Origin of the sequence: Limisphaera sp. VF-2 (genome assembly GCF_049537125.1) — a bacterium.
GTDB lineage: Bacteria > Verrucomicrobiota > Verrucomicrobiia > Limisphaerales > Limisphaeraceae > Limisphaera.
In genome coordinates this window covers 883,487-906,058 of record NZ_JBMVQY010000001.1, presented here as the reverse complement: position 1 = coordinate 906,058, position 22,572 = coordinate 883,487, and the positions used below count along the sequence as shown (strand labels likewise).

Annotated in this window: 12 protein-coding genes; 8 read left to right on the top strand and 4 right to left on the bottom strand. The window is 66.0% G+C overall.

Translation table 11 applies throughout. From position 1 onward, the window contains the following. The first annotated feature begins 136 nt into the window (after positions 1–136). The 7 genes from ACPDIT_RS03205 to ACPDIT_RS03175 all read left to right on the top strand — a co-directional run bounded on the left by ACPDIT_RS03205 (position 137) and on the right by ACPDIT_RS03175 (position 17,004). Positions 137–3,418, top strand: a complete 3,282-nt coding sequence (locus ACPDIT_RS03205) for a hypothetical protein (RefSeq protein WP_423441485.1) — start codon at positions 137–139, stop codon at positions 3,416–3,418. Next, positions 3,415–5,733, top strand: a complete 2,319-nt coding sequence (locus ACPDIT_RS03200; protein WP_423441483.1) for a pectate lyase family protein — start codon at positions 3,415–3,417, stop codon at positions 5,731–5,733. Before ACPDIT_RS03205 ends, ACPDIT_RS03200 begins: the two co-directional genes overlap by 4 nt. Before the next feature lie 35 nt (positions 5,734–5,768). Then, positions 5,769–7,352, top strand: coding sequence for an MGH1-like glycoside hydrolase domain-containing protein (locus tag ACPDIT_RS03195; protein WP_423441481.1), 1,584 nt, complete (start codon positions 5,769–5,771; stop codon positions 7,350–7,352). Further along, complete coding sequence (locus ACPDIT_RS03190) at positions 7,349–10,471, top strand: DUF6298 domain-containing protein (protein WP_423441479.1); 3,123 nt, start codon at positions 7,349–7,351, stop codon at positions 10,469–10,471. The genes ACPDIT_RS03195 and ACPDIT_RS03190 overlap by 4 nt, the downstream gene beginning before the upstream one ends. Before the next feature lie 134 nt (positions 10,472–10,605). Continuing rightward, the gene (locus tag ACPDIT_RS03185; protein ID WP_423441477.1) at positions 10,606–12,171 is read left to right on the top strand and encodes a DUF5060 domain-containing protein; all 1,566 of its coding nucleotides are present in this window, start codon (positions 10,606–10,608) and stop codon (positions 12,169–12,171) included. A gap of 37 nt (positions 12,172–12,208) precedes the next feature. Continuing rightward, entirely contained in the window at positions 12,209–14,911 is a 2,703-nt protein-coding gene (locus tag ACPDIT_RS03180; protein ID WP_423441475.1) for a hypothetical protein, read from the top strand. 5 nt (positions 14,912–14,916) lie between these two features. Further along, a complete protein-coding gene (locus ACPDIT_RS03175) occupies positions 14,917–17,004 on the top strand; it encodes a glycoside hydrolase family 127 protein (RefSeq protein ID WP_423441473.1) in 2,088 nt (695 codons plus the stop codon). 94 nt (positions 17,005–17,098) lie between these two features. Here ACPDIT_RS03175 and ACPDIT_RS03170 read toward each other — a convergent pair whose 3' ends face one another. Further along, a complete protein-coding gene (locus ACPDIT_RS03170) occupies positions 17,099–18,115 on the bottom strand; it encodes a methyltransferase (RefSeq protein WP_423441471.1) in 1,017 nt (338 codons plus the stop codon). 751 nt (positions 18,116–18,866) lie between these two features. Between ACPDIT_RS03170 and ACPDIT_RS03165 the strand changes: the two genes are divergently transcribed. Beyond that, on the top strand, positions 18,867–19,730 hold the full coding sequence (locus ACPDIT_RS03165) for a sugar phosphate isomerase/epimerase family protein (protein ID WP_423441469.1): 864 nt from the start codon (positions 18,867–18,869) through the stop codon (positions 19,728–19,730). A gap of 305 nt (positions 19,731–20,035) precedes the next feature. Here ACPDIT_RS03165 and ACPDIT_RS03160 read toward each other — a convergent pair whose 3' ends face one another. The 3 genes from ACPDIT_RS03160 to ACPDIT_RS03150 form a co-directional block, all read right to left on the bottom strand. Beyond that, a complete protein-coding gene (locus tag ACPDIT_RS03160; protein ID WP_423441467.1) occupies positions 20,036–20,464 on the bottom strand; it encodes a hypothetical protein in 429 nt (142 codons plus the stop codon). Between the two features lie 237 nt (positions 20,465–20,701). Continuing rightward, positions 20,702–21,493 (bottom strand): bifunctional hydroxymethylpyrimidine kinase/phosphomethylpyrimidine kinase, encoded by a 792-nt coding sequence (gene thiD, locus ACPDIT_RS03155; RefSeq protein ID WP_423441465.1) that lies wholly within the window; start codon positions 21,491–21,493, stop codon positions 20,702–20,704. Positions 21,494–21,513: 20 nt separating this feature from the next. Continuing rightward, positions 21,514–22,368, bottom strand: a complete 855-nt coding sequence (locus ACPDIT_RS03150) for a prepilin-type N-terminal cleavage/methylation domain-containing protein (RefSeq protein ID WP_423441463.1) — start codon at positions 22,366–22,368, stop codon at positions 21,514–21,516. Positions 22,369–22,572: the final 204 nt, after the last annotated feature.

Genomic DNA, 22,572 nt, shown 5'->3' with positions numbered 1-22,572 from the left:
AAGGAACGGCCGGGCGCCCGGGGCGCGCTGCGCGCGAAGCTTACAGTGGAGGCGGACGAAGCATAACCGTGGAAAAGGAGGCACAATGGTGAGCGGCCAACGAACAGGAAGTCGTGGAGCCACGCGGCATCCGGACATGTTACCTGCATCGATGCGACGGTGGCTGATCGGATGGGCTCTGGCGGTGATGGCGGCGGGCGCCGGCTCGCTTTGGGCGCAGACGGTTCAGTTTCGAGCGGTGCAGTTGCGCCACACGGTGCCGGTCGGCTCGTCGGGCTCCATCGTCTGGTCCAATTACGCCGTTTTGACCGGGGTCACGGAACCGGTAAACGTGACGGTGGAAGGGCTGCCCACGGGGGCCACGGCCTCGGTGAATCCCGGTTCGTTGACGGCGTCCGGGGCGGTCTTGCTTACGTTGAACTGGGACAATGTGGCGGAAGGCGAGCATCCCTTCCGTTTGGTCGGATCGGGCGGCGCCACCAACGCCCTGATTCTGACCCTGCAGGTGGCCCGTTTCTGGGCGGGTGCCGATCAGGTGCAGGGCCGGTGGTCGGAGCCCACCAACTGGCTCGGCGGGCAGGTCCCCCCCGAGGGCGCGGAGATCGTGTTTGGCGATCCGGGCGGACAGACGGCCGCCTTTACCAACGTGGTGGTGGACCAGGACGTGACGGTGGCGTCGCTGCGTTTCGCCACGACGAACGCCACCCGCTACTACGGACTCTGGATCGAACCGCAGCGAACGCTCCAGGTGGTGGGCCCGGGCGGGCTCCGGATCCTCCGCGATTATGTGAACGAATGGGCCGGTTTGGGTAACGGGCCCACCGTCACGATTGCCGGGCCGCAGGGGCGTCTGGTCGTCAGCAACATGCAGGCGGAAATCGCCGTCACGTTGGACGGCCAGATCGCGCACGAACTGAACCTCTCGGGCCTGGGCACCCTGGTGGCCGATGTGTATCGGGTGGGCCTGGGGGATTATGCCAGTTATCCAAATTACTGGAATCTGCTGGACAACGGGTACACCGGCGCGCCCCGTCGTTTCGTGCCGAACGTGTACCTGGCCCGCACCAACATCATTCGCGCCCACTACACCGATCCGGAGAACTACCAGAACCCGGAGCGCCGGATCTTTTCCATGGCCTACATGCGCAGCGGCATTTCCGGTACGACGCAGATCCGGGACCTTTATCTGGGCGCGTACAATGAGTTTTACATGGAAAGCATTTGTTTCGTGGGGGCCAACCAGCAGGGACGGGTTCGTTTCAACGCTGCGTTCGCCAACGACAATCCGGTGGCGATTTTCCGGAACGTGGACGGCGGCCGCATGAAGGTTTTTGCCGTCTCGGACAACAGTGGCCCGGGCGGCGGGGTCAGCAACATCAAGAGCTGGCTCTACTTCGGCGACAACAACGGGAGCGTGGACATTCTGGCGGACCTTTTCTACATCGCCCGGGACCGTCCGTTCCTGAACGGTGACCCGAATTTCCAGGGGCAAATGTTCGTGGGCCGTGGCGTGGTGGATGTGAACCGGGCGGTGCTCGGGTTCCAGGACGGCGGCACGCGGACCAACACCGGGGTTTACCGCGGCTATTGCCAGGGGACTCTGGTCATCAGCAACACCGCCCTTTTCCGTGTCAACGAGGTGCTCGAGTTGGGGTACAACACCGAGACCAACCCGGGCGGCGAGCCATGGAACACTTGGGGTCGGCTGTTTGTGGGCCCGGGCGGGACGGCCATGATCAACCGCGTGGACGTCGGCGGGCCCGCCGGCTTGTCCGGCGACAATCAACTCGTGGTGACCAACGGCGGACACCTCATCTTGTCCAACACGATCGCGGGTCCCAACAAGAAGCTAACCCGGCTGACCCTCAACGGCGGCACGCTGACGCTGCACGTGGACGGGAGCCGAGGGGAACCCTACATCTACGTGACCAACTTCACCGCCTCCGGCACCGGCAACCAGATCCGTCTGGCTGAAATTCGCAACCTGGCCCAGGTGCCGGCCGAGATCCCGCTGATTACGTATGATTCGGCCACGGCGAATCTCACCTTGGACCTGCCGCCCGGTTTCTACGGATACCTGCTGGACGACCCGAGCCGAAAGCTGCTCGTGGCCGTGGTGGACACGAACCCGCCGGCCCAGGTGGTTTGGGAGGGCACGGTCAATGGGCAATGGGACCAAACCACGGCCAACTGGAGGGGCAATGCACGTTTCCTGAACGGTGCGCCGGCCGTGTTTGACGACACGGCCGCCGGAACCACCACCATCACAGTCGTGGGGAGCGTGGCACCGGGCCCGGTGCTCGTGACCAACCAGAGCAAAACCTACAGTTTCTCCGGCGGCACGATCGCAGGCACCAGTCAGATGACCAAGCAGGGCACGGGTACGATGATCATGGACGCGACCAGCCAGTTGCCGCTGGTGGTGGAGGCGGGCACGGTGCAGGGTAGCGGTTCGGTCGGCACCACCACGGTGGGCCCGGCCGGGACCCTGAACTTTGCGGGCACCATCAACGGCCTGGCCTCTTCGGGCACCGTGGTCAGCTCGGGCACGATCCGCAACGGGATCACGATCCAAGGGGGTACGTTCGACAGCAGTGGTCTCATCGAGGGGCCGGTTACGATCGCCGGCGGCACCGCTCGGATCACCGGCACGGTCAATGCCGTGGGCACCTCCACGGTGGAATCCGGTGCCGTGCTGATCCTGGACGGGCGCTTCGTCAACACCACCGCCCGGCTCAACATCAACGGCACGTTGATGGGGGAGGGTGTGGTGAGTGACCCGGATGGCTACAGCCTTGGTGCGGATGGTCGGCTGGCGATCAACAACGGCGGCGTGCTGTCGCCCGGCCACTCGATTGGCGTCTTTTCGGTGGAGGGCCGCTTCGACCTGAACCAAGGGGCCCGGCTGGTGATCGAGGTGGACATGAACCATCCGGCACGCAACGACGTGGTGGCGGTGGACGTGTTCGGAAACATCCGCGGGATCATCACCATGACCAACATTGGGAATGTGCCCTTCGCCGTGGGTCAGACCTTCCTGGTGGTGAGCAACAATTTCAACCTGCCCAACACCCCGTTGAATCCGAACATTGACTTTGTTTTCGAGCCGGCTTCGCCCGGCCCCGGGATGATGTGGGACGGCAGCGAGTTGGCCACCAACGGGATTGTGAAGATTGTGGCGGCGCCGCTGGAGCCGCCCCAGGTGCAGGTGGTGTGGTCGGCCGGTCAACTCACATTGCAGTGGCCGGACAGCCACATCGGTTGGGTCCTGCAGCGGCAGGTGCGCTCTCTGGCTGAAGGTCTGAGTCTGCGTCCGGAGGATTGGGAAACGATCGCCGGCTCGGGGCAAACCAATCGCTACACGGTCACAGTGGGCACGGCCGCAGAAGCGGTCTTCTATCGGCTGGTCCAGCCGTGAACGGGCCGGCGAAGGCGGTTCGCTCGTGTCCGGTGGGCAGTCCGGACGGGGACGACGCACCGGTTCGGCAGGGTTCACGCTCCCCGGGCCGGGGCGGCGCCGCAATCGCTGCGTGGGTTTTCCTGCTGCTTCTTGCGGGCGGAGTTCCGGGGCGGGCCGGGGTATTGCGCGTGGACTTGAACCCGGCCGAACGCCGGCGGGATGTGGAAGCCGTCGGTTGGCAAAGCTGGCCCTGGCAGCCCGGAACCGAGCAGCGCCGGAGCTTTGGCCCTGTGACGATCACCCTTCGCGCCCATCCCTCGAACCGCTTGGAAATGGTTTGGGTGAAGGGTTTCTTGGATGAAGGGGTGCGACTGGGATCGGATGGTGTGACCGTCCATGGCCCTTCGGGCCAAACGTGGCTGGAGCTGGTCTTGGAAGGTCTGCCGCCGGGCCGACACAGCCTGGCCACTTGGCACAACGAACCGCGGTCGATCGAGCCAACCCCGTTCGAGGTATGGGTGGGCAACGAAAAACAGACGGGCCCCATTCGACCCAGCAGCCGGGCACGGCACGACGATGACCTGGCCACGGCATGGGTGGAGTTCGCGGCCGAGGAGGGGCGTTCGGTGCTCGTGCGGTTTCAACCGGCGCACGCGGATGCGGGAGAGGCTGGAATCGTGTTGAATGCCTTCGCCGTGGACGTACCCGACCCGGCGCGGCAAGCGCGGCATCCCTGGCCGGAACGCGAGGATGAGCACGTTCCCGCAGAGGCCGGGGGAACCGTTACGCTCCGGTGGCGCCCGGGGCGCGAGGCCGTGGCCCACCACCTCTACTTTGGTACGAACCGCGCCGCGGTGGAGGCCGCAGGTCCGGCGGACCCTTCTCATCTGGGGCGGCTGACGAGGGCCGAGTACCGCCTCACGGGCCTGAGTCATTTCGCAGAATACTTTTGGCGGGTCGATTCCGAAGACGCGGCGGGTCGGATCACGCGGGGGGAGATATGGCGGTTTCGCATCCGTCACCGGGCCTTTCCCACGGCGGAGGGGTACGGAGCATTTGCCCGGGGCGGGCGTGGCGGCCGCGTGATCAAGGTGACCAACCTCAACGACGACGGTCCCGGCAGCTTGCGCGCGGCCGTGGAGGCGGAAGGTCCCCGGACGGTCATTTTTGATGTTGGCGGGACGATCACCTTGGAATCCCGGCTGGTGGTGCGGAATCCGTATCTGACCGTGGCGGGGCAGACCGCGCCGGGCAAGGGCATCTGTATTCGCGGCTACAACTTTGGCGTGCTGGGCACGCACGATGTGATCATTCGGTACCTCCGCGTGCGACCCGGGGATATTTCCGGGGAGACCCTGGACGGGATGGGCCTGGCTTCCAGCGACCACTGCATTGTGGATCACTGTTCGATCAGTTGGACGTTGGACGAGGGATTCAGTTCCCGCGGCGCGCGGGACATTACGCTGCAGCGCACCCTCATCGCCGAAGCGCTCAACGAGGCCGGTCACCGCAAGTACCCGCCCGGCACGCGCCACGGCTACGCCGCCAGCATCGGCGGGCACATCGGCAGTTTTCATCACAATCTGTTGGCCCACTGTGCCGGTCGCAACTGGAGCCTGGCCGGTGGCCTGAATCAGAGCGGCCGTCATGCCGGCTGGCTGGATATTCGCAACAACGTGGTTTACAACTGGCACCACCGCGCCACGGACGGCGGGGCAGCGAAGGTACAGTTCGTGAACAACTACTACAAACCAGGACCGGCCACGGAGTGGTTCTGGATTCTGCGGCCCCAGCGGGAGGGCGTCCCGAGATTCGGTCCGCAGGACTATTACGTCGCCGGCAACGTCCTGGAAGGTCGCGTGGGCCCCGAGGAAAAATGGGGTGGCGTGCGGTTGTGGCCGGGGGAACCGCCCGAGCAGTATTTGTTCGACCAGCCGTTTTTTGATCCCATGGTTCAGACGCACAGTGCCTTCGAGACGTTCACGAACGTGCTGGCAAATGTCGGATGCAACTTCCCGGTTCAGGACGACCTGGACCGGCGAATCTTGGAAGAGGTCAGGACCGGCACCGCCCGTTTCCGCGGCAGTCGGACCGGCTTGCCGGGTTTGCCCGACTCCCAAAACGACGTGGGTGGATGGGAAGAGTATCCGGAGATTCGCCGGCCACCGGATTGGGATTCGGACGACGACGGCATGCCGGACTTTTGGGAACGTCGCGCCGGGCTCGATCCCCGGGATCCAGTGGACGCCCAGCAGGATCGCAACGGCGACGGCTACACGAACCTGGAGGAGTACCTGGGCTGGCTGGTGGGCGAGTTTCCGGATCCGGACTGATCTCCGGCGGCCCGGCGAATCATTGAGAGGCACCCATGGTGCGAGCCCGATCCGTGCACCTGCGTTGCGGCAGCCGTTGGCTCGGCCTTCTGGCCGTGGCCGGGGGGCTCTGGCCAGGTTCGGCTGTGTGGGCGCGGGCATCCTCGCCGCAGGTGCTTCAACCGGATTCATTTCGGCCCTGGATTGAACGGTTCAACGCCCTCGACGACGAAACCGTCACCAACGCCATTCCCAACGCGGAGGCCTGGTCCTGGCTGGAGTCCCGCATCCCCTTCTTCGAATGCCCGGACGCAGAGGTTGTGCGGACCTACTATTTCCGCTGGTGGGTCTTCCGCAAACACTTGCGCCGGACACCGACGGGCTGGGTGGTGACGGAGTTTTTGCCCCCCGTCAGCCACGCCGGCCCCTACAACACGATCAGTTGCGCTCTGGGCCATCATCTGGCCGAAGGCCGGTGGTTGCGCGATTTCGAGATTCTGGATGGGACCCTTCGCTTCTGGTTGCGCGGACATCAGGGCGGACCCCAACCGCATCTGCACCGCTACAGCCAGTGGCTTGCCGCCGCGGTGTATGAACGTTTCCTGGTGGAGGGGGATCCGAGCGGCGCGCTGGTTTGGTTGGAGGATTTGGTGGAGGACCATCGACGCTGGGAGCGGGAGCAGGCACGGCCGGACGGCTTGTTCTGGCAGTACGATGTGCGCGACGGCATGGAGGAATCGCTGAGCGGGTCGCGCACGGAGCGTCATGCGCGCCTGCCGTTGAACTGTTACATGTACGGCAACGCGCGGGCCCTGGCCGCCCTGGCCCGCCTGGCGCGCCGCGAGGACCTGGCCCGGGAATTCGAACAGCGCGCCGACCGGCTGCAGAGTCTGGTGTTGGAGAAGCTCTGGGATGAGTCGGCCGGGTTCTTCAAGACCTTGCGGGAAGACGGTCAGCTTGCAGACGCGCGCGAGGCCATCGGGTTTCTGCCGTGGCGCTTCGGCTTGGTGCCGCCGGGCCGGGGGTACGAACGGGCGTGGCAACAACTCATCGACCCGGCCGGATTCCGGGCCCCGGCGGGACTGACCACGGCCGAACGACGGCATCCGCGCTTCCGCTCCCATGGCGTGGGACGTTGCGAATGGGACGGAGCCGTCTGGCCGTTTGCCACGGTCCAGACGCTGGATGCGTTGGCGCGCGTGTTGCGCCACGGCGCCTCCGTGCCCGTGCCGCCCCGTGCGTGGTTCGACGCCTTTTTGACCTACACGCGCAGCCATCAACATCGCGGCCGCCCGTGGATCGGGGAATATCACGACGAGGTTACGGGCGACTGGATCAACCGGGGGCGGGATCGCAGCAAGGACTACAATCACTCGACCTATGCGGACCTGCTCATCGCGGGCGTGGTGGGACTCGTGCCGCAGCCGGATGCCACGGTCCAGGTCTGGCCGTTGCTGCCCGATGGGGCGTGGGATTGGTTTTGTCTGGATGGCGTGCCCTATCACGGACGCTTGCTGACGGTGATCTGGGACCGGGACGGCTCTCGGTACGGTCGTGGGGCCGGGCTGCAGGTCTGGGCCGACGGCCGGCGCATCGGATCGGTGGACGGACTGCGACCTTTGGAGTGTTCCCTGCCATGAGCCGGAGCGGGCGGGTAACGTTGCGAGCTTGGATCGCGGCACTGCTGTGCGCCGCAGGGCCGTTGCTGGCGGCGGAGGCGGTTCGCGGACCCGATGTTTCGCTGGGACCTGACGGCCGCCTGAGTTGCGTACCGGACCCGCTCGGGAACCGGATTCCGGACTTTTCGCATTGTGGCTATGCCGGCGGGGACCGACCTGTGCCCGAGGTCCCGGTGGTGTGGGTCCTCGAGCCCCAACCGGGGGACAACACCGCCCGCATTCAGGCTGCCCTGGACGAGCTGGCTGCACGTCCCTTGGATGACCGGGGCTGGCGGGGCGCGTTGCTGCTGTTGCGCGGTCGCTACGAGATCGCCGGCCAGCTCGTGCTGCGTGCCTCGGGAGTTGTGCTCCGGGGACAGGGCATGGGCACCAACGGGACCGTGTTGGTGGCCACGGGAACGGATCGTCGCACCCTGGTGCGCGTCTGCGGAGCCGGGGATCGCACGTTGCGGACGAACGCTTCGTGGACCGTGACGGACGCGTATGTCCCGGTGGGCGCGACCGACTGCCGGCTGCGGGACGCGGCGGGGTTGGAGCCGGGCCAGAGGATTCTCGTGGTGCGTCCATCCACGCAGGCGTGGATCGAGAAGCTCGGCATGCAGGAGTTGGGCGGTGGTGTCGGCGCGCGGTGGAAACCCGGCAGTCGGGATGTCGCCTGGGAGCGCACCCTGCTCGCGGTGGAGGGGGATCGCATCCGGTGGGACGTCCCTCTCACTACCCCTTTGGAGGCGGAACTCGGCGGTGGATGGATCGCGCAGGTGGACTGGCCGGGGCGTTTGCGGAACGTGGGAATCGAGAATCTGTGCCTCGAACTGGCCCGGGGTCCCGAGCGGCCATGGGACGAAGACCATGCCTGGTGCGGGATCACGCTGGAGGCGGTCGAGGACGCGTGGGTCCGGCAGGTGACCGTCCGGTTTTTCGCCGGTTCGGCCGTGGCGGTGTACGAGACGGCACGGCGCGTCACCGTGCAGGATTGTGTGGCGCTGGACCCGGTCTCCGAGTTGGGCGGACACCGGCGCGAAACGTTTTTCACCGCAGGACAACAGACGTTGTTCCTCCGCTGTTTTTCGCAACGGGGCCGGCGGGATTTCGGGGTGGGTCATGCCGCGGCCGGTCCGAATGCGTTTGTGCTCTGCCAGGCCCTCGAGGCCCACGGCGACAGTGGTGCTCTGGGCAGCTGGGCCAGCGGGGTGGTGTTCGACAACGTCCAGGTGGATGGCGGCGGATTGAACCTGGGCTTCTGGCCCGGGAATCACCAGGCAATTGGATGGGCGGCGGCCTACTCGGTGTTGTGGAATTGCAGCGCGTCGGTGATCCGGTGTTGGAACCCGCCCGGGGCGTGGAACGTGTCGTTTGGTTCGTGGGGCGGGTTCGAGGGCAACGGAATCTGGCGGCAGTCCAACGAGTTCGTGCGGCCGGAGAGTTTGTGGCGGGCGCAGGTTCGAACCCGCCTGGGTCCCGAGGCCGCCGCGCAGGTGGCGTGGTGGTCGAAATCTCGTGAGGAAGTGACCAACCCGACGCCCGAACGGGCCGCGGAACTGACACGGCAGTCGCGAGAACCCGCAGGAACCTTGAGGTCATTCATCGAATCTTTGGCGGAAGGGAACCCCGGTCTTGCGGATCCGGGGGAGGCGCCGCGGTGGAGACGAGGACCGATCTCGGGCTCGGCCCCGTCGCATCCGGCTCGGCCCGTGCAGATCGTCCGGGGCTGGCTGGTGGTGGACGGTCGGTTGCTCACGGGGGGCATCCTCAAGACGGCGTGGTGGCGCGGGAGTTTGCGACCCGAGGAGGCGGCGCAGTCGGGACCCGCACTGACCCGGTTCGTGCCGGGGCGAATCGGGCCCGGCTGGACCGACGATCTGGACGATGTGCTGCATGCAATGGCACAGCAGGGCCGTCCCGTCTTCGAGCATCATCACGGCTTGTGGTACGATCGACGCCGCGACGATCACCAGATGATCCGACGCCCGGACGGGGAAGTGGTCGCGCCGTTTTTCGAGCAGCCGTTCGCCCGCAGCGGGCAGGGTCGCGCCTGGGACGGGCTCAGCCGGTACGACCTGACCCGCTTCAACCCGTGGTACTGGTCACGGCTCCGCGATTTTGCGGTTCGCTGTGAGTCGCGCGGGTTCGTGCTCCTTCACCAGCACTACTTTCAGCACAACGTCCTGGAGGCGGGCGCGCACTGGGCCGACTTTCCGTGGCGCACCGCCAACAACATCAACGACACCGGTTTTCCGGAGCCGCCTCCTTATGCCGGCGACAAGCGAATTTTCATGGCGGAGGCGTTTTATGACGTGACCCATCCGGTGCGTCGGCCGTTGCATCGCCGGTACATCCGGCAGTGCCTGGAGGCCCTGCGGGCCCGCGCCAACGTGCTGCATTCACCGGGGGCCGAGTTCACCGGGCCGGTCCATTTTGTGAGGTTCTGGCTGGATGTCGTGGACGAGTGGGCCGGCGAGAGCCGTGAGGACCCGGTGGTGGTGCTGTCGGCGCCGAAGGACGTTCAGGATACCATCCTCGGCGATCCCCGGTATGCAGCTCGCGTGGACGTGATCGACTTTCGGTACTGGTGGCGGACGGCGCAGGGCGAGTTTGCGCCGCCCGGAGGTCAGCATCTGGCGCCGCGCCAGTGGGAACGCCGGTGGCGCGGGGGGCGACCCCGCGACGAAGATCTCGCCGCGATAGCCGCGGAATACCGGCGGCGGTTTCCGGACAAGGCGCTTCTCTGTGACTTTGACACGGCGGGTTGGGCCTGGCTTTGCGCGGGCGGTTCCCTGCCCCGTCTGCCGACCTCCACGGATCCCGAATTGTTGCGGGCCGTCCCCCGCATGCTGGCCCAACAGGTTCAAACCGCCGCGCCGATGCATGTTCTGGTCGAGGCCGGGCAGCAGTGGCTGGTGTGGACTGCGGAGCCCGCCGTGTTCACTCCGGGCCGCGCCGGAGAGACCTGGGAACGCCGCGAGGTGAGCCCCCAAACCGGGCAGGTGGTCCGACGGGAAACTGTCGACGGCGCGGCGCGGCTCGAGCTCGGTCCGGGTACCGTGTGGTGGTTGGTGAAGCGATCGGATCCGAATTCGTGAGCGTGCGTGCGATCTCGAACCTCATGAAACCGACACGAGAAAGAATGGTTGGGATGGGACTCTCCCGGGGTCCGTGCCTCCGGAGATGGCGCACATTTGCGATCCTTCCGGCGGCCCGGGCGATGGAATGCTTGATGGTCGTTGCGTTCCTCCTTGGGCAGAACGGCACGGCGGCAGAGATGCCGCCCACCGTGGAGCAGTGGGGCATGCACGAAATCGTGTTGTCCGGGCCGCAGTCGGGCAACCCGTTCGTGGAGGTGCGTCTGCACGCTCGATTCCAGCAGGGCTACGAGGTCGTGGAGGTGGGCGGGTTTTACGACGGGGAGGGTCGGTACTGCGTGCGGTTCATGCCACCGCGGACGGGTCGGTGGCAGTGGCGGACGGAGAGCAATCGGCCCGAGCTGGACGGTCGGGCGGGAGAGTTGCTGGTGACACCGCCGGCCGCCGGGAATCACGGACCGGTCCGCGTCGCACACCGGTATCATTTTGCGTACGCCGACGGCACCCCCTACCGGCCCGTCGGGACCACGGTGTACGCCTGGATTCATCAGCCCGAGGGCTTGCAGCGCCAGACCCTGGAAACCCTGGCGCGCAGCCCGTTCAACAAGGTCCGTTTTTGCATCTTTCCCAAGCGATACGCCTGGAACACGAACGAACCGGATCTTTACCCGTTCGAGGGCCGGCCCGGGGCCTTCGATACGACCCGGTTTCACCCGCCGTTTTTCCGTCGCCTGGAGCAGCGGATTCTGGAGCTCCAAAAGCTGGGGATCGAAGCTGACGTGATTCTGTTTCACCCGTACGACGAGGGGCACTGGGGCTTCGACCGCATGACACCGTTGGAAGATGACCGGTATGTGCGCTATGTGGTGGCGCGGCTGGCGGCGTTTCGCAACGTCTGGTGGTCCCTGGCCAACGAGTTCGATTTCATGACGCAAAAGCGCGACGAGGATTGGGAGCGCATCGGCCAGTTGGTGGCTCGATCCGATCCGTACGGTCATCTGCTCTCCATTCACAACGGCAAGCGGCTGTTCAATCAAACCCGACCCTGGCTGACGCACGCCAGTATTCAGAACGGCTCGGCGGTGGAAACGGCCGCGGCCGCCGTGCTGTATCGCGATGCCTTCGAGAAACCCGTGGTGTACGACGAGATCAAGTACGAGGGGAATTTGCCGCGGCGGTGGGGGAATCTGTCCGCCGAAGAACTGGTGCATCGTTTCTGGAATGCCACCGTGGCCGGCACCTATGCCACGCACGGCGAAACCTATCTGAGTCCGGATGACGTCATTTGGTGGAGCAAGGGTGGGGTGCTCAAGGGACAAAGTCCGCCCCGGCTCGCGTTCCTGCGTCGCATTCTGGAGGAAGCACCCCCGGAGGGCATCGAGCCGGTGGACAAATGGCAAAACCCGGAGTACGGCGGCCGGCCGCCGGATTTCTACCTTGTGTATCTGGGCAAGGCGGCGCCCCGGGCCTGGCCCTTCCGGCTCCCGCGGCCTCCCCAGGGCATCGGCGGCCCGCCCGCGGATGGGATGCGTTATCAAGTGGAGATCCTGGACACCTGGAACATGACCGTCACGCCAGTGCCGGGGACGTTCACGATCACGCGCCAGGACGATTATTTCCATGCCGATCGCCAGGGACGGGCCGTGGAACTGCCGGGAAGGCCGTACCTGGCCTTGCGGATTCGGCGCGTCCCGGAGTGACAGGGATCAAGGAGGGAGGCTGGTGGGTGTGACGACGATGTCCGTGAGGCGAACGATTCAGGTCGGGTTGCTCGCAGCGGGGTTGCTGGGCGCGGGCGGCGCCTTCGGGGCGGATCCGGCAGGTGCGGCGCTGCGGCCGGGCCCCGGAGTGCGGGTCGAAATCCACGGGCCCGCAGACATGGGCCCGCGCGTGAGGTACGGGGTCCAGAAGCTTCAACAGGCCCTGGAGGCCCTGGGCTGCGAAGTGGGCGTCGCGAGCGCCTCCCCTTCCCGGGCCGTCCTTCACGTGAGGCTGGAACCCCCGCGGCGGCTGGCCGGCGTGCCCGAAAGCTTCGCCCTCGAGCCGGGGGAGAACGGCTGGCGGTTGCAGGGAGAGGACGAGACCGGCTTGTTGTATGCCTGTCTGGAGCTGGCGGAGAGATTACGCCGCGACGGAACCGGACCGGCGGAGCGTCTGTTCGACAGCCCGGCATTGCGGCTCCGGGGCGTCTGCGTGGGGCTGCAGAAAACCACAATTCTCCCCGGTCGCCAGGTGTACGAGTACCCGTGGACCCCGGAGTTGTTTCCCTGGTTCTACGACCGGGCGTTGTGGACCGAGTTTCTCGATTTCCTGGTGCGTCAACGCTTCAACACGTTGTATCTCTGGAACGGGCACCCGTTCGGCTCCATCGTGCGCGTGCCCGAATACCCCGAAGGAATCGAGGTTCCTCCCGAGGTGTTTTCTCGAAATGTGGACATGATGACGTGGCTGGCGAACGAGTGCGACCGCCGCGGCATCTGGCTCGTGGTGATGTTTTACAACATCCTCCTGCCCCAACCCCTTGCCGAAAAACACGGATTGCCCACGCAGTTGGATCGGCCCCATCCCGTTGCGGCCGATTACACGCGTCGGGCCATCGCCCGCTTCATCGAAAGCTATCCACACGTGGGTCTGTTGGTCTGCCTGGGAGAGGCCCTGCAGGGGACGGAACATCAGCTGGCCTGGGCCACGAACGTGATTCTGCCCGCGGTGAAGGAGGGCGCGCGCGCCGCGGGACTGCACGAGTTGCCGCCCCTGATCGTTCGCACCCATGCCACCGACGCAGAGCGGGTCCTGCCGGCCTGTTTTGCCCACTACACGAATCTCTTCACGATGACCAAGTTCAACGGCGAATCGCTGACGGTGGACCGGGTGCGGGGTCGCTTGCGGGAGCTGCACCGCCGCATGGCGGCCTTGGGGCCGCACCTGGTCAACGTGCACATCCTGGCGAATCTGGAGCCCTTTCGGTACTTCGCCCCGGCATTCATCCAGCGGTGTGTGCAGGGTGCGCGGGACGACCTGGGCGCGGCCGGTCTGCATCTGTATCCGCTGTGTTATTGGAACTGGCCCCATGCACCGGATCGTGTGACGCCGGCGCTCAAACAGTGGGAACGGGATTGGCCCTGGTTCGAGGCGTGGGCACGGTACGCATGGAATCCGGACCGTCCCGAGGTGGAGGAACGAGAATACTGGCGTGGCCGGATCATGGAGTGCTTTGGTTGCGACGGCGAGGCCGCGGACTGCATTGTCGAGGCGGGCAATGCCGCGGGGCTGGTTGCGCCCATGCTGTTGCGCCGGTTCGGCATTACCGAGGGCAACCGCCAGACCCTGGCGTTGGGGATGACCCTGGATCAATTGGTGCACCCCGAGCGGTACCAGCCCGTGCGCGATCTGTGGGAGTGCCTGGCGCCGGAGGGGGAACGATTGCAGGACTCCGTGGCCGGGCAGCTCCGCGGAGAGCCGGGCTCGGGGGAAACCCCGTGGCTGGTTCGGCTGGAGGCCGTCCAGCGGGCCCGGCGGGCGGTGGCGCTGGTGGAAGGGCTGGCCGAGCGGATCGGCCGCCATCGGGAGGAGTTTCTGCGGTGGCAAAACGACCTGCGCGCGTTGGAGGCCATGGCGCGATGTTACGCCCACAAGGCCGGCGCGGCCGAGATCGTCCTGCGCTCTCGGGCCACGCGAAACGCGCGAGAACTGCTGGCCGCAGCCGACCTTTTGGAGGCCAGCCTCCGGGCCTTCGAGGAACTTACTCACCTGGCCGGCCCGGCTTATTGGTTTGCCAACAGCCTTCAGACGGGTCATCGTCGCATCCCGTATCCGGGCGTGGTTCGCGGTGTGGTCACCAATTTTCACTGGTCGCACGTGCTGCCCTTGTACCGCGCAGAGCTGGAGCAATTCCGGGAGCGAGTCCGGCGTCGGCTGGCGGGAGCCGTGCCGGAAAACGCGCCACCCCCGGCACCCTGGCGTCCGGCCCGCGTGAAGGTGACAAGCGAGCGGGCCGAGACCTATGAAGTTCGACCGGGGGCCCGACCTTTCACGGACCGCAGCTATCAACTTGTGCAACTGGCGCCGGAGCTCGTGGGCCTGACGGGAATCCGGTTCTCGCACGAGGAAGCCAAAAACGGGCGCTATCAGCCGGTGGAGTTCGAGGTGGAGGAGCCGGTGCAGGTCTTGCTGGGCCTGTTCCGGGACGATCGGGAGATCTGGTTGCAACCCCCGAACGTCGATGCCGCGGCGCACTGGGCCGAACAAGGAAGCCCCGAGCCCGTACTGAGGTACGCGGCGCGCGTGGAGCAGTGTCCGGTTGTGGACGTCTATGTGCGAAGATTTCCCGCGGGACGCAACCGTCTGACCGTGCCCGGCAGGGGGAGTTTCGTGGTTCTGGGCGTGGTGCCGCAGACCGAGGTCCTGCATCCCCGGGATGTGGAGGAGGACTGGCCCTGAACAATATGCGACCTGGCACGAACGCGCTGCAGGAACTGGGAGGGGCGCGAGGTCAAGCCAAGTGCCGCGCGCGCGGGGGACTGCGCATCTGGACGGTGTTGGCATGCGCGCTTCTATCAATGGGCGGGGCTGTTACGAGGGGCGAACCCCACGCGAAGCTCGGCCTGCTGCCGACGGGCGCGGTACGATGGACGGAGGGTTTCCTGGCCCAGTGGTTCGAATTGTGCCGGACCCAGAGCGTGCCCGCGCTGGATCGGATCCTCTCCGGGACCAACTACAGCCATTTTTGGCGTAACTTCGAGATCGCCGCCGGACGTGCGCAGGGGCCCAACCGCGGCGCGCCCTTCAACGACGGCGAGTGTTACAAGTGGCTGGAGGCCGCGGTGGCCTTGCTGGCCGTGCAGCCGGATGCGGCTCTGGCACGACGGGTCGAGGTCTGCATCGAGACGATTCAATCCGCCCAGGAACCGAGCGGGTATTTGCATACGCGCATTCAGATCCGCGCCCGGCAGGGGCAGACCAATGCCGTGCCGTTTGCCGACCGGTTCCAGTTCGAGCTGTACAATCTGGGCCATTTGATGTCCGCCGCTGCCCTCCATGTTCGGGTCACCGGACAGACCTCGTTGCTGGCGGTGGCCGAGCGTGCCGCGGCCTGTTTGGAAGGGATCTTGACCAACCCGGCCCCGGAGGCCGTACGGCGCCCGGTTTGCCCCTCGCATTTCATGGGGTTGATGGATCTTTACCGGGCGACCGGCCGGCAGCGCTGGCTCGAACTGGCCCGACGCTGTTTTGAGCTGCGTCGGGGCGTGCAAGACGGAGGGGACGACAACCAGGACCGACTCCCCTTCGATGCACATGAGGAGGCCCTGGGTCACGCGGTGCGAGCCAATTACCTCTACGCGGGCGCGGCGGATTTGTATCTGGACACGGGGGATGCTTCGCTGCTGTCCCCGCTCCTGCGGGTTTGGTCCAACGTCGTGGAAAAGAAGCTCTATCTCACCGGCGGTTGCGGCGCCCTCTACGACGGGGCCTCCCCGGACGGGGCGCGGGACCAGGACCGGATCACCCGCGTGCACCAGGCCTACGGCCGGAATTACCAGTTGCCGCAGCTCACCGCTCATTGCGAAACCTGTGCCAACATTGGATGGGCACTGTGGAACTGGCGCATGCTGCGGGCCACGGGGGATGTGCGCTTCGCCGATGCCCTGGAACAGGCGCTGTATAACAGCGTGCTTTCGGGCATGAGCCGGGACGGCACGAACTTCTTCTACACCAATCCGCTGCGCGTGACCGAGCCGTTGCCGTTCGAACTGCGCTGGCCTCGCACACGAGTGCCCTTCCTGGGTTCGTTTTGTTGTCCGCCCAATCTGGTGCGGATTCTGGCCCGGTCGCCGGAGTGGGTGGCTGCTGTATCGGACCGGACCGTTTGGGTGATTCTCTACGGGGGCAGCCTCGTACGCGCCGTAATTGGCTCCGGGGAGGAATTCATCCTGCGTCAGCAGACGGAATACCCGTGGAGTGGGCGGGTGCGCCTGGTGGTGGAGAAGGCCCCCGAGCGACCGGTCGCGTTGCGGCTGCGCATTCCCGGGTGGGCCGATCGGGCGCACGTGCGCGTGAACCTCGGGGCCGCGCGTGCGGTGGACCGGTTCGGGACCTGGTGGGAGATCGAACGGATTTGGCACGCGGGGGATATCGTGGACCTCGATTTGGCCATGGAACCGGTGTGGGTGGAGGCCCATCCCTGGGTGGAGGAAACGTTTCATCAGGTGGCCGCCCGGCGCGGGCCCCTCGTCTATTGTTTGGAGTCGGCGGATCTGCCAGCGGGAGTGAGCCCGTTGGACGTGGCCGTGATGCCGGAACGCGATCTGCGCGCGCGTTGGGACGGGCGGTTGCTGGGGGGTGTGGTGGTTTTGGAAGGGATGGCATGGATGCGCCCTCGGGGCGACTGGTCGGGCCGCCTGTACCGCCGCTGGGAGGTTCGGGAATGGAAGCCGCTGCCGTTGCGGCTGGTGCCTTATCCGCTCTGGGGCAATCGCGGGCCCGGCGAGATGAGCGTGTGGTTGCGCGCATTATCCGCAGCTCCGCCGGAATAGAACCCGCGCAGGCGCGCGGTCGCGCTCGGTCTTTCGCAGTACACGGTGTTCTGGTAGGGGGGTGTCCGCCCGGGCCACGGACCACCTGTGCGGTTCATGGCGCCGGCTTGCGGGCCAGGACCATGGGGGACGGAGCGGGCACATTCAGGGTTTCGACAGCTTCAAACCCGGCCTCCTCCAACCAGCCTGTCAGTTCAGCCAGCGTATAGGTATCCCCGGCTTCGGTATTTACCAGCATGTTCACTGCGAACAGCAAGGGCAGCAGAGGTCCGCTGCGGTCGTCATCCGGGAGGAATTCCTGGATGGCGACAAGTCCGCCGGGCCGCAGGGCGTCGCAACTTCGCCGGAGCAGCGTTCGCACGCCCTCGACCCCTTCCGCATGAAGCACGTGTCCCAGTACGACCAGGTCATACCCGCGGCCGAGGGGCACCTCAAAGAAACTGCCCTCCACCCAGCGGAAGCGGTCCGAGACCCCGTAGGCGGCCGCCTTCTTCCGTGCGATGAGCAGGACTTCGGGCCAGTCCACCGCCGTGACCCACACCTGGGGCGCACCTTCGGCCAGTGCAATCCCCCACACGCCCGAACCTGCCCCGAGATCCAACACTTGAAACGGCTCCTTTCGACCGGCCAGTTGGAGGTGGCGTTGCAGGGCCTTGGCGGCGGGATAGTTCGACGCAAAAAGCGATTCCACGAATCCGGCGTAGCGATGAGCCGGACACTGAGGCTCACGTACGGGCCACCCGGTGCGCACCACCTCCGGCAGCTGGAGCCAGCGGGGCAACAGATGCTCCACATGATGCAAAAACAACCCTCCTCGGTACTCGGGTTGCTCCGGGACCAGGCAGGTCGCACTTTCCGGCGTCAACTCGAACCGTGAGCCATTGCGCCGCAGAAGACGCAAGCCCACCAAAGCCTGGAGCAGGATTCGCAATCCGCGTTCCGACAATCCGGTGCGCCGCACCAATTCTTCGATCGAGGCACCCCGGTGGCCAATCGATCCAAATAATCCGTAACGGACCGCCGTGGCGATCACCACCGGCGCTGCATAGCCCCAGGCAAGCTCCATCAACCGACCCGCATCCGCCGCGGCCCGGCCTTCCGTCCTTTCCATGCGGGGGACTTTAAATGCAGTGCGGACCTTCCGGCAATCTGCGTGTTTGCCGTGTCTCGGCAAGGGCGGGTCCCGCCGGCAGGAACGCGCAAACTTTCGAGGCGCCAGAAGCGCTCCAGACCGGATCTTTGCCATGCCCCGCGGGCTCTCCCTGCCCTGACTGCACCGTTCCTTTCGGGGGCTGCTGCCACTGCCGCGACTCGGACACGGGCCCGCGTCGGGGGGAAAACCGGACTGCGCTCCATCGCAGGGGCCGTCTCGCGAGGGGGCGGGGCTTATCGGATCGAATCCCGCCCTTGGAGGGCGGCATGCCCGGGAAAAGCCGGTTTTTGAGGGAATCCCGTCCCCCGGTCCGCGGCCCTGGGCTGGCAAATGGCCGCCCCCATGGTCGGATATGGGGCGCGCAAAAGAGGGTGCCAAGGGTCCGGGATCGCGCCATTCGCCTTTTGTCCATGGCACTGCGCTGGGAGAGTGCCTCTGCGCGTCATTGGGGCTAATCCACCGCGCGTCGAAGGCGCGAAACCGTGTCTGGTCGCCACCTGCCGGGAGACGTTGGGTGGTGCGACCTCTTTTCCCCGAAAACGGCGCGGTTCGTGCAACCGGTGCAGGCGACCCGAATTTTCTTGGACACAAGCCGGCCTTGCGGTAGCCATGAAGCACGGTTTTTTGGATGGTGAACCGGCCCGGCCGATCGCGGCCCTCGAAGAAAATGCGATCGGCAGGCCGCGTGCCATGGAAAGCGAGGCGTGCGATGAAGCTGATCCAGCAGTGGTGGACATGTGCTCTGATAACGTGGGTGGGCGCCGTGGGGATGCTCGGAGCCGGGCCCATTCCCGAGGAGGTCAAGATCGGCGGATTTGCCGTGGGATGCCAGGCGTGGACCTTCAACCGGTTCAGCGCCTTCGAGGCAGTGGAAAAGACGGCCCTTGCGGGCGGCAAAGTCATCGAGTTCTACCCCGGGCAGCGGTTGCGCCCGGACAGCGATGCCCGATGGGATCACCATGCCCCGGATGAAGTCATCGCCCAGATGAAGGAACATCTGGCCCGGCACGGCGTTCGTCCGGTCAATTATGGCGTCGTGGGCGGCCGGGATGAGGCCGAGTGGCGCCGTATTTTCGAGTTCGCCAAAAAGTTGGACCTTTATGCCATCACCACGGAGGACGTGGACAAGCTGGACCTGTTGGAACGCCTGGCCCGGGAATACGACATTCGCGTCGGCATCCACAATCATCCGCGTCAGCCCAACAACCCCAATTACCGCGTTTGGAGCCCCACCAACGTGCTGGAAATGATTCGAAACCGCGACCCCCGAATCGGCGCCGCAGCGGACACGGGCCATTGGGCCACCTCGGGAATTGTCCCTTTGGACGGTTTGCGGCTGTTGGCCGGCCGGATTGTCAGTGTTCACTTGAAAGATCGCACGGCGATTGGTCGGCAGACGGCCGACGTGCCGTATGGCGCCGGCGTGGTGGAGGTGGCAGCCCTGCTGGATGAACTCAAACGACAGGGATTTGCCGGCAACATTTCCATCGAATACGAGACCAAGTGGGAGAACAACGTCCCGGACGTGGCCCAGTGCATCGGGTTCTTCCGCGGTTACGCCAGCCGGCGTTGAACGGGGGCGCGACCTTGGCAACGGGGTTTCCGGGCAGGGCGGGTTCTCGACCTGAAACGCTCCCGCCAAGAAAAGGCTGGTGAAGCCTGATTGGCAGGCGGGGGTCACTTTGGTTGACATTCTCCGTTGCCCTTGTTGCGCGGCTCGGCCCTGGGGGGCCGGCAAAAGGAGGGCTCGGGGCGTTTTGCCGGGGGTAAACCTCCTCGACCGCGTCGTTCTGTTCGGCCAGGAATGGCTGCGACACGATGAGCGGCGGCTCCCGGCGACGGAGCCTCGGGAGCCAGTTCGAGAGGGCTCGCAGCCTGTTAGTCCCAGAGGCGGTACGGCAACGCGTTTTGTTCCATGATGACCCCGCATTTGGGGCAACAGTCCGGCCGGCTCCAGGGGCGGACGCTGTGCCAGGCGCCCTTGGGACAGAGAAGCGGGAACTCGATCCAGCGAGAATGCCGAACTCCCCGGGGCCACAGGCGATTGAGGGCCTGCAAAAACGGCGGCGGGTGACGGGGCACCGACGACGCCTGCCGGGTGAGTCGGGACAAGGTGGCCTGAACCGGCCAGCCGCGTTGGAGCGGCGGGGTCCACGGCACGCGCAGGCGGACCACCGCGTCGTGCAACTCCTTGCACTGCTGGCAAAGGATGGTTTGGACCGCGACGTGAAAACCACCATCCGCGCCACCGGCTACGTAGGCGCGGTACTGGCATTTCGGACACTCGAACACGAACGTTCGGCCCATGATGCGTGGTGTCCCGGTTTTCGACCCGCTTTTACGCTAGCCGAGCCGGTCGGGAAGGCCAAGTCGTGAGGCCCGGCATGCAGAGGTCGGGGCCGGACGCTTCGCCCGGGCCTGCGGACCGGCGATTTGCCAGCCCTGCAAGGCCCCGGGCAGACGCCACCGTTCCGGCCGGATCAACGTTTCGGATTGGCTTCCGGCCAAAGCTTGAGGCCCGCGGCAGGGGGACTTCCGGATGGCTCAAAGGGCCACGTGCAGCACGTCGTGATGGGCCGCACGGTAGGATCGCGCCAGGGCACGAGTGATGAATTGTTTCGCTGCCGCGACGGCGCGGGGCAGGGTGAGCCCTCGTGCCAGGTGCGCAGTAATCGCCGCGGCGTAGGTGCAACCGGTGCCGTGCGTGTGCAGGTTCCGAACCCGCGGCGCCAGCAGGAGCAGCTCCGTGCGGCCGTCGTAGTACAGGTCCACGGCTTGTGACACCCCCCGCAGGTGACCCCCTTTGAGCAACACGGCACACCCGAAGCGGCGGTACAGCGTTCGGGCACCGGCTCGCAGCTCGTCGACCGACCGCAACGGCGCCTGTAACAGAAGTTCCGCCTCGGGGATGTTGGGGGTAATCAGCGCGGCCCGCGGCAACAAGAGCCGGACGAGTGCACGCAGGGCCCGGGGGTGCAAGAGCGGTGCGCCGCTGGTGGCCACCATCACGGGATCGACGACCAGCGGCGGCGCTTCCGGGAAGCGGAACCGGGCGACCTGGCGAATGAGCGAGGCTGAATACAGCATGCCCGTTTTGACTGCGCGTGGCGGCAACTCCGCACACACGGCTTCCAACTGGGCCCGCAGGATCGAGGGCCGGACCGCCTGGACCGCGCGCACCTCGCGCGGGTTCTGCGCCGTAATGCAGGTGATCGCAGAAGTGCCGTGCACCCGCAATGCGGCAAATGTTTTCAGGTCGGCTTGAATCCCCGCGCCGCCCCCGCTGTCGGAGCCGGCGATGGTGAGTGCGATGGGCCAGCGTTCTCGGTGAGGCATGGTGGAGCGGGTGGGCAGAATTACCTGGGCACCGTGGCGTGCTGGCGCAGCCATTGAAGATCTCCAGAAGGCTGGAACGCCCAGTTGAGGTGGGTCACGAAGGGCGTGCGTGCCATTTGAAGGGTCCACGGGTCGCGCCAGCGGTGCGTGGTGACATGGCCGTCGGCAAACGAAAGCGGCGAGGCCGGTCCGTGCTCGACGCTGGGGAACTGGTAGAACACACCGATCATCGCGATGCCGAAAGCGGCATGACAGAGCCACTCCGGCGCCACGTCCACAAACTGCAAACGCTCGGCCGGAGACGCGGCGCTCACCTGTGAAAGCCGGGTAAAGTTCTGGTGAAAGGGGCTGAGCGGACATTCGCCTCCACCGTCGGGGAGGGCCCAGCCGAGGTAGCTGTTCAACGCGTAGGAGCGCACCTTGGGCTGGCCGTCGATCCGAAGTCGGTCCGCCGGGCACTTGTACACTTGAGCAGCCGGCAGGTACGGCGCAAACGCCGCGTAGCGGGAGTCGGTGAGCAACGCGGCGTTGGTGAGTGTGAGGCGGTGGGCCGCCTCGGCCCGGTGAGTTCCTCCCAGAACCCACAGCCGCGTGTCGGCAAGGGTCTCCGGCGTGGCATAGCCGTTGGGCACAAGACGGTCATTGGCGTCCTGGGCGTACATCTGCCAGGCCAGGGCAAGCTGTCGGAGGTTGTTGATGCACGCGACCCGGCCGGCACTGGCTTTCCCCCGCATCAGCGCCGGCAGCAGGAGTGCGGCCAGGATCGTGATCACCGCCAGAACCACCAACAGCTCGAGCAAGGTGAAACCGTCCGGCGGAACCGTCCAAGCACGGTTTCGGAGCTCCTTGCAGGTGTTGTGCGGGGCTTCAGGCACCTCGCAGCGAATATAACGGGGGCCGGCTCCCCCGACAACGGAACGGATCCCGGGCCGTGTCGTGCGCAGACTTCGCAACGTCGGCGCAGTGCAGGGGAGGATCCCAAAAACCCGCCGGGGGCGTTCGACGGACGAGGGACCTTCCGGGAAGAGCCGGAGGGCCGACGGCGTCCGGGGCGGCAGAGGCAACACGCCGTTCTTCAG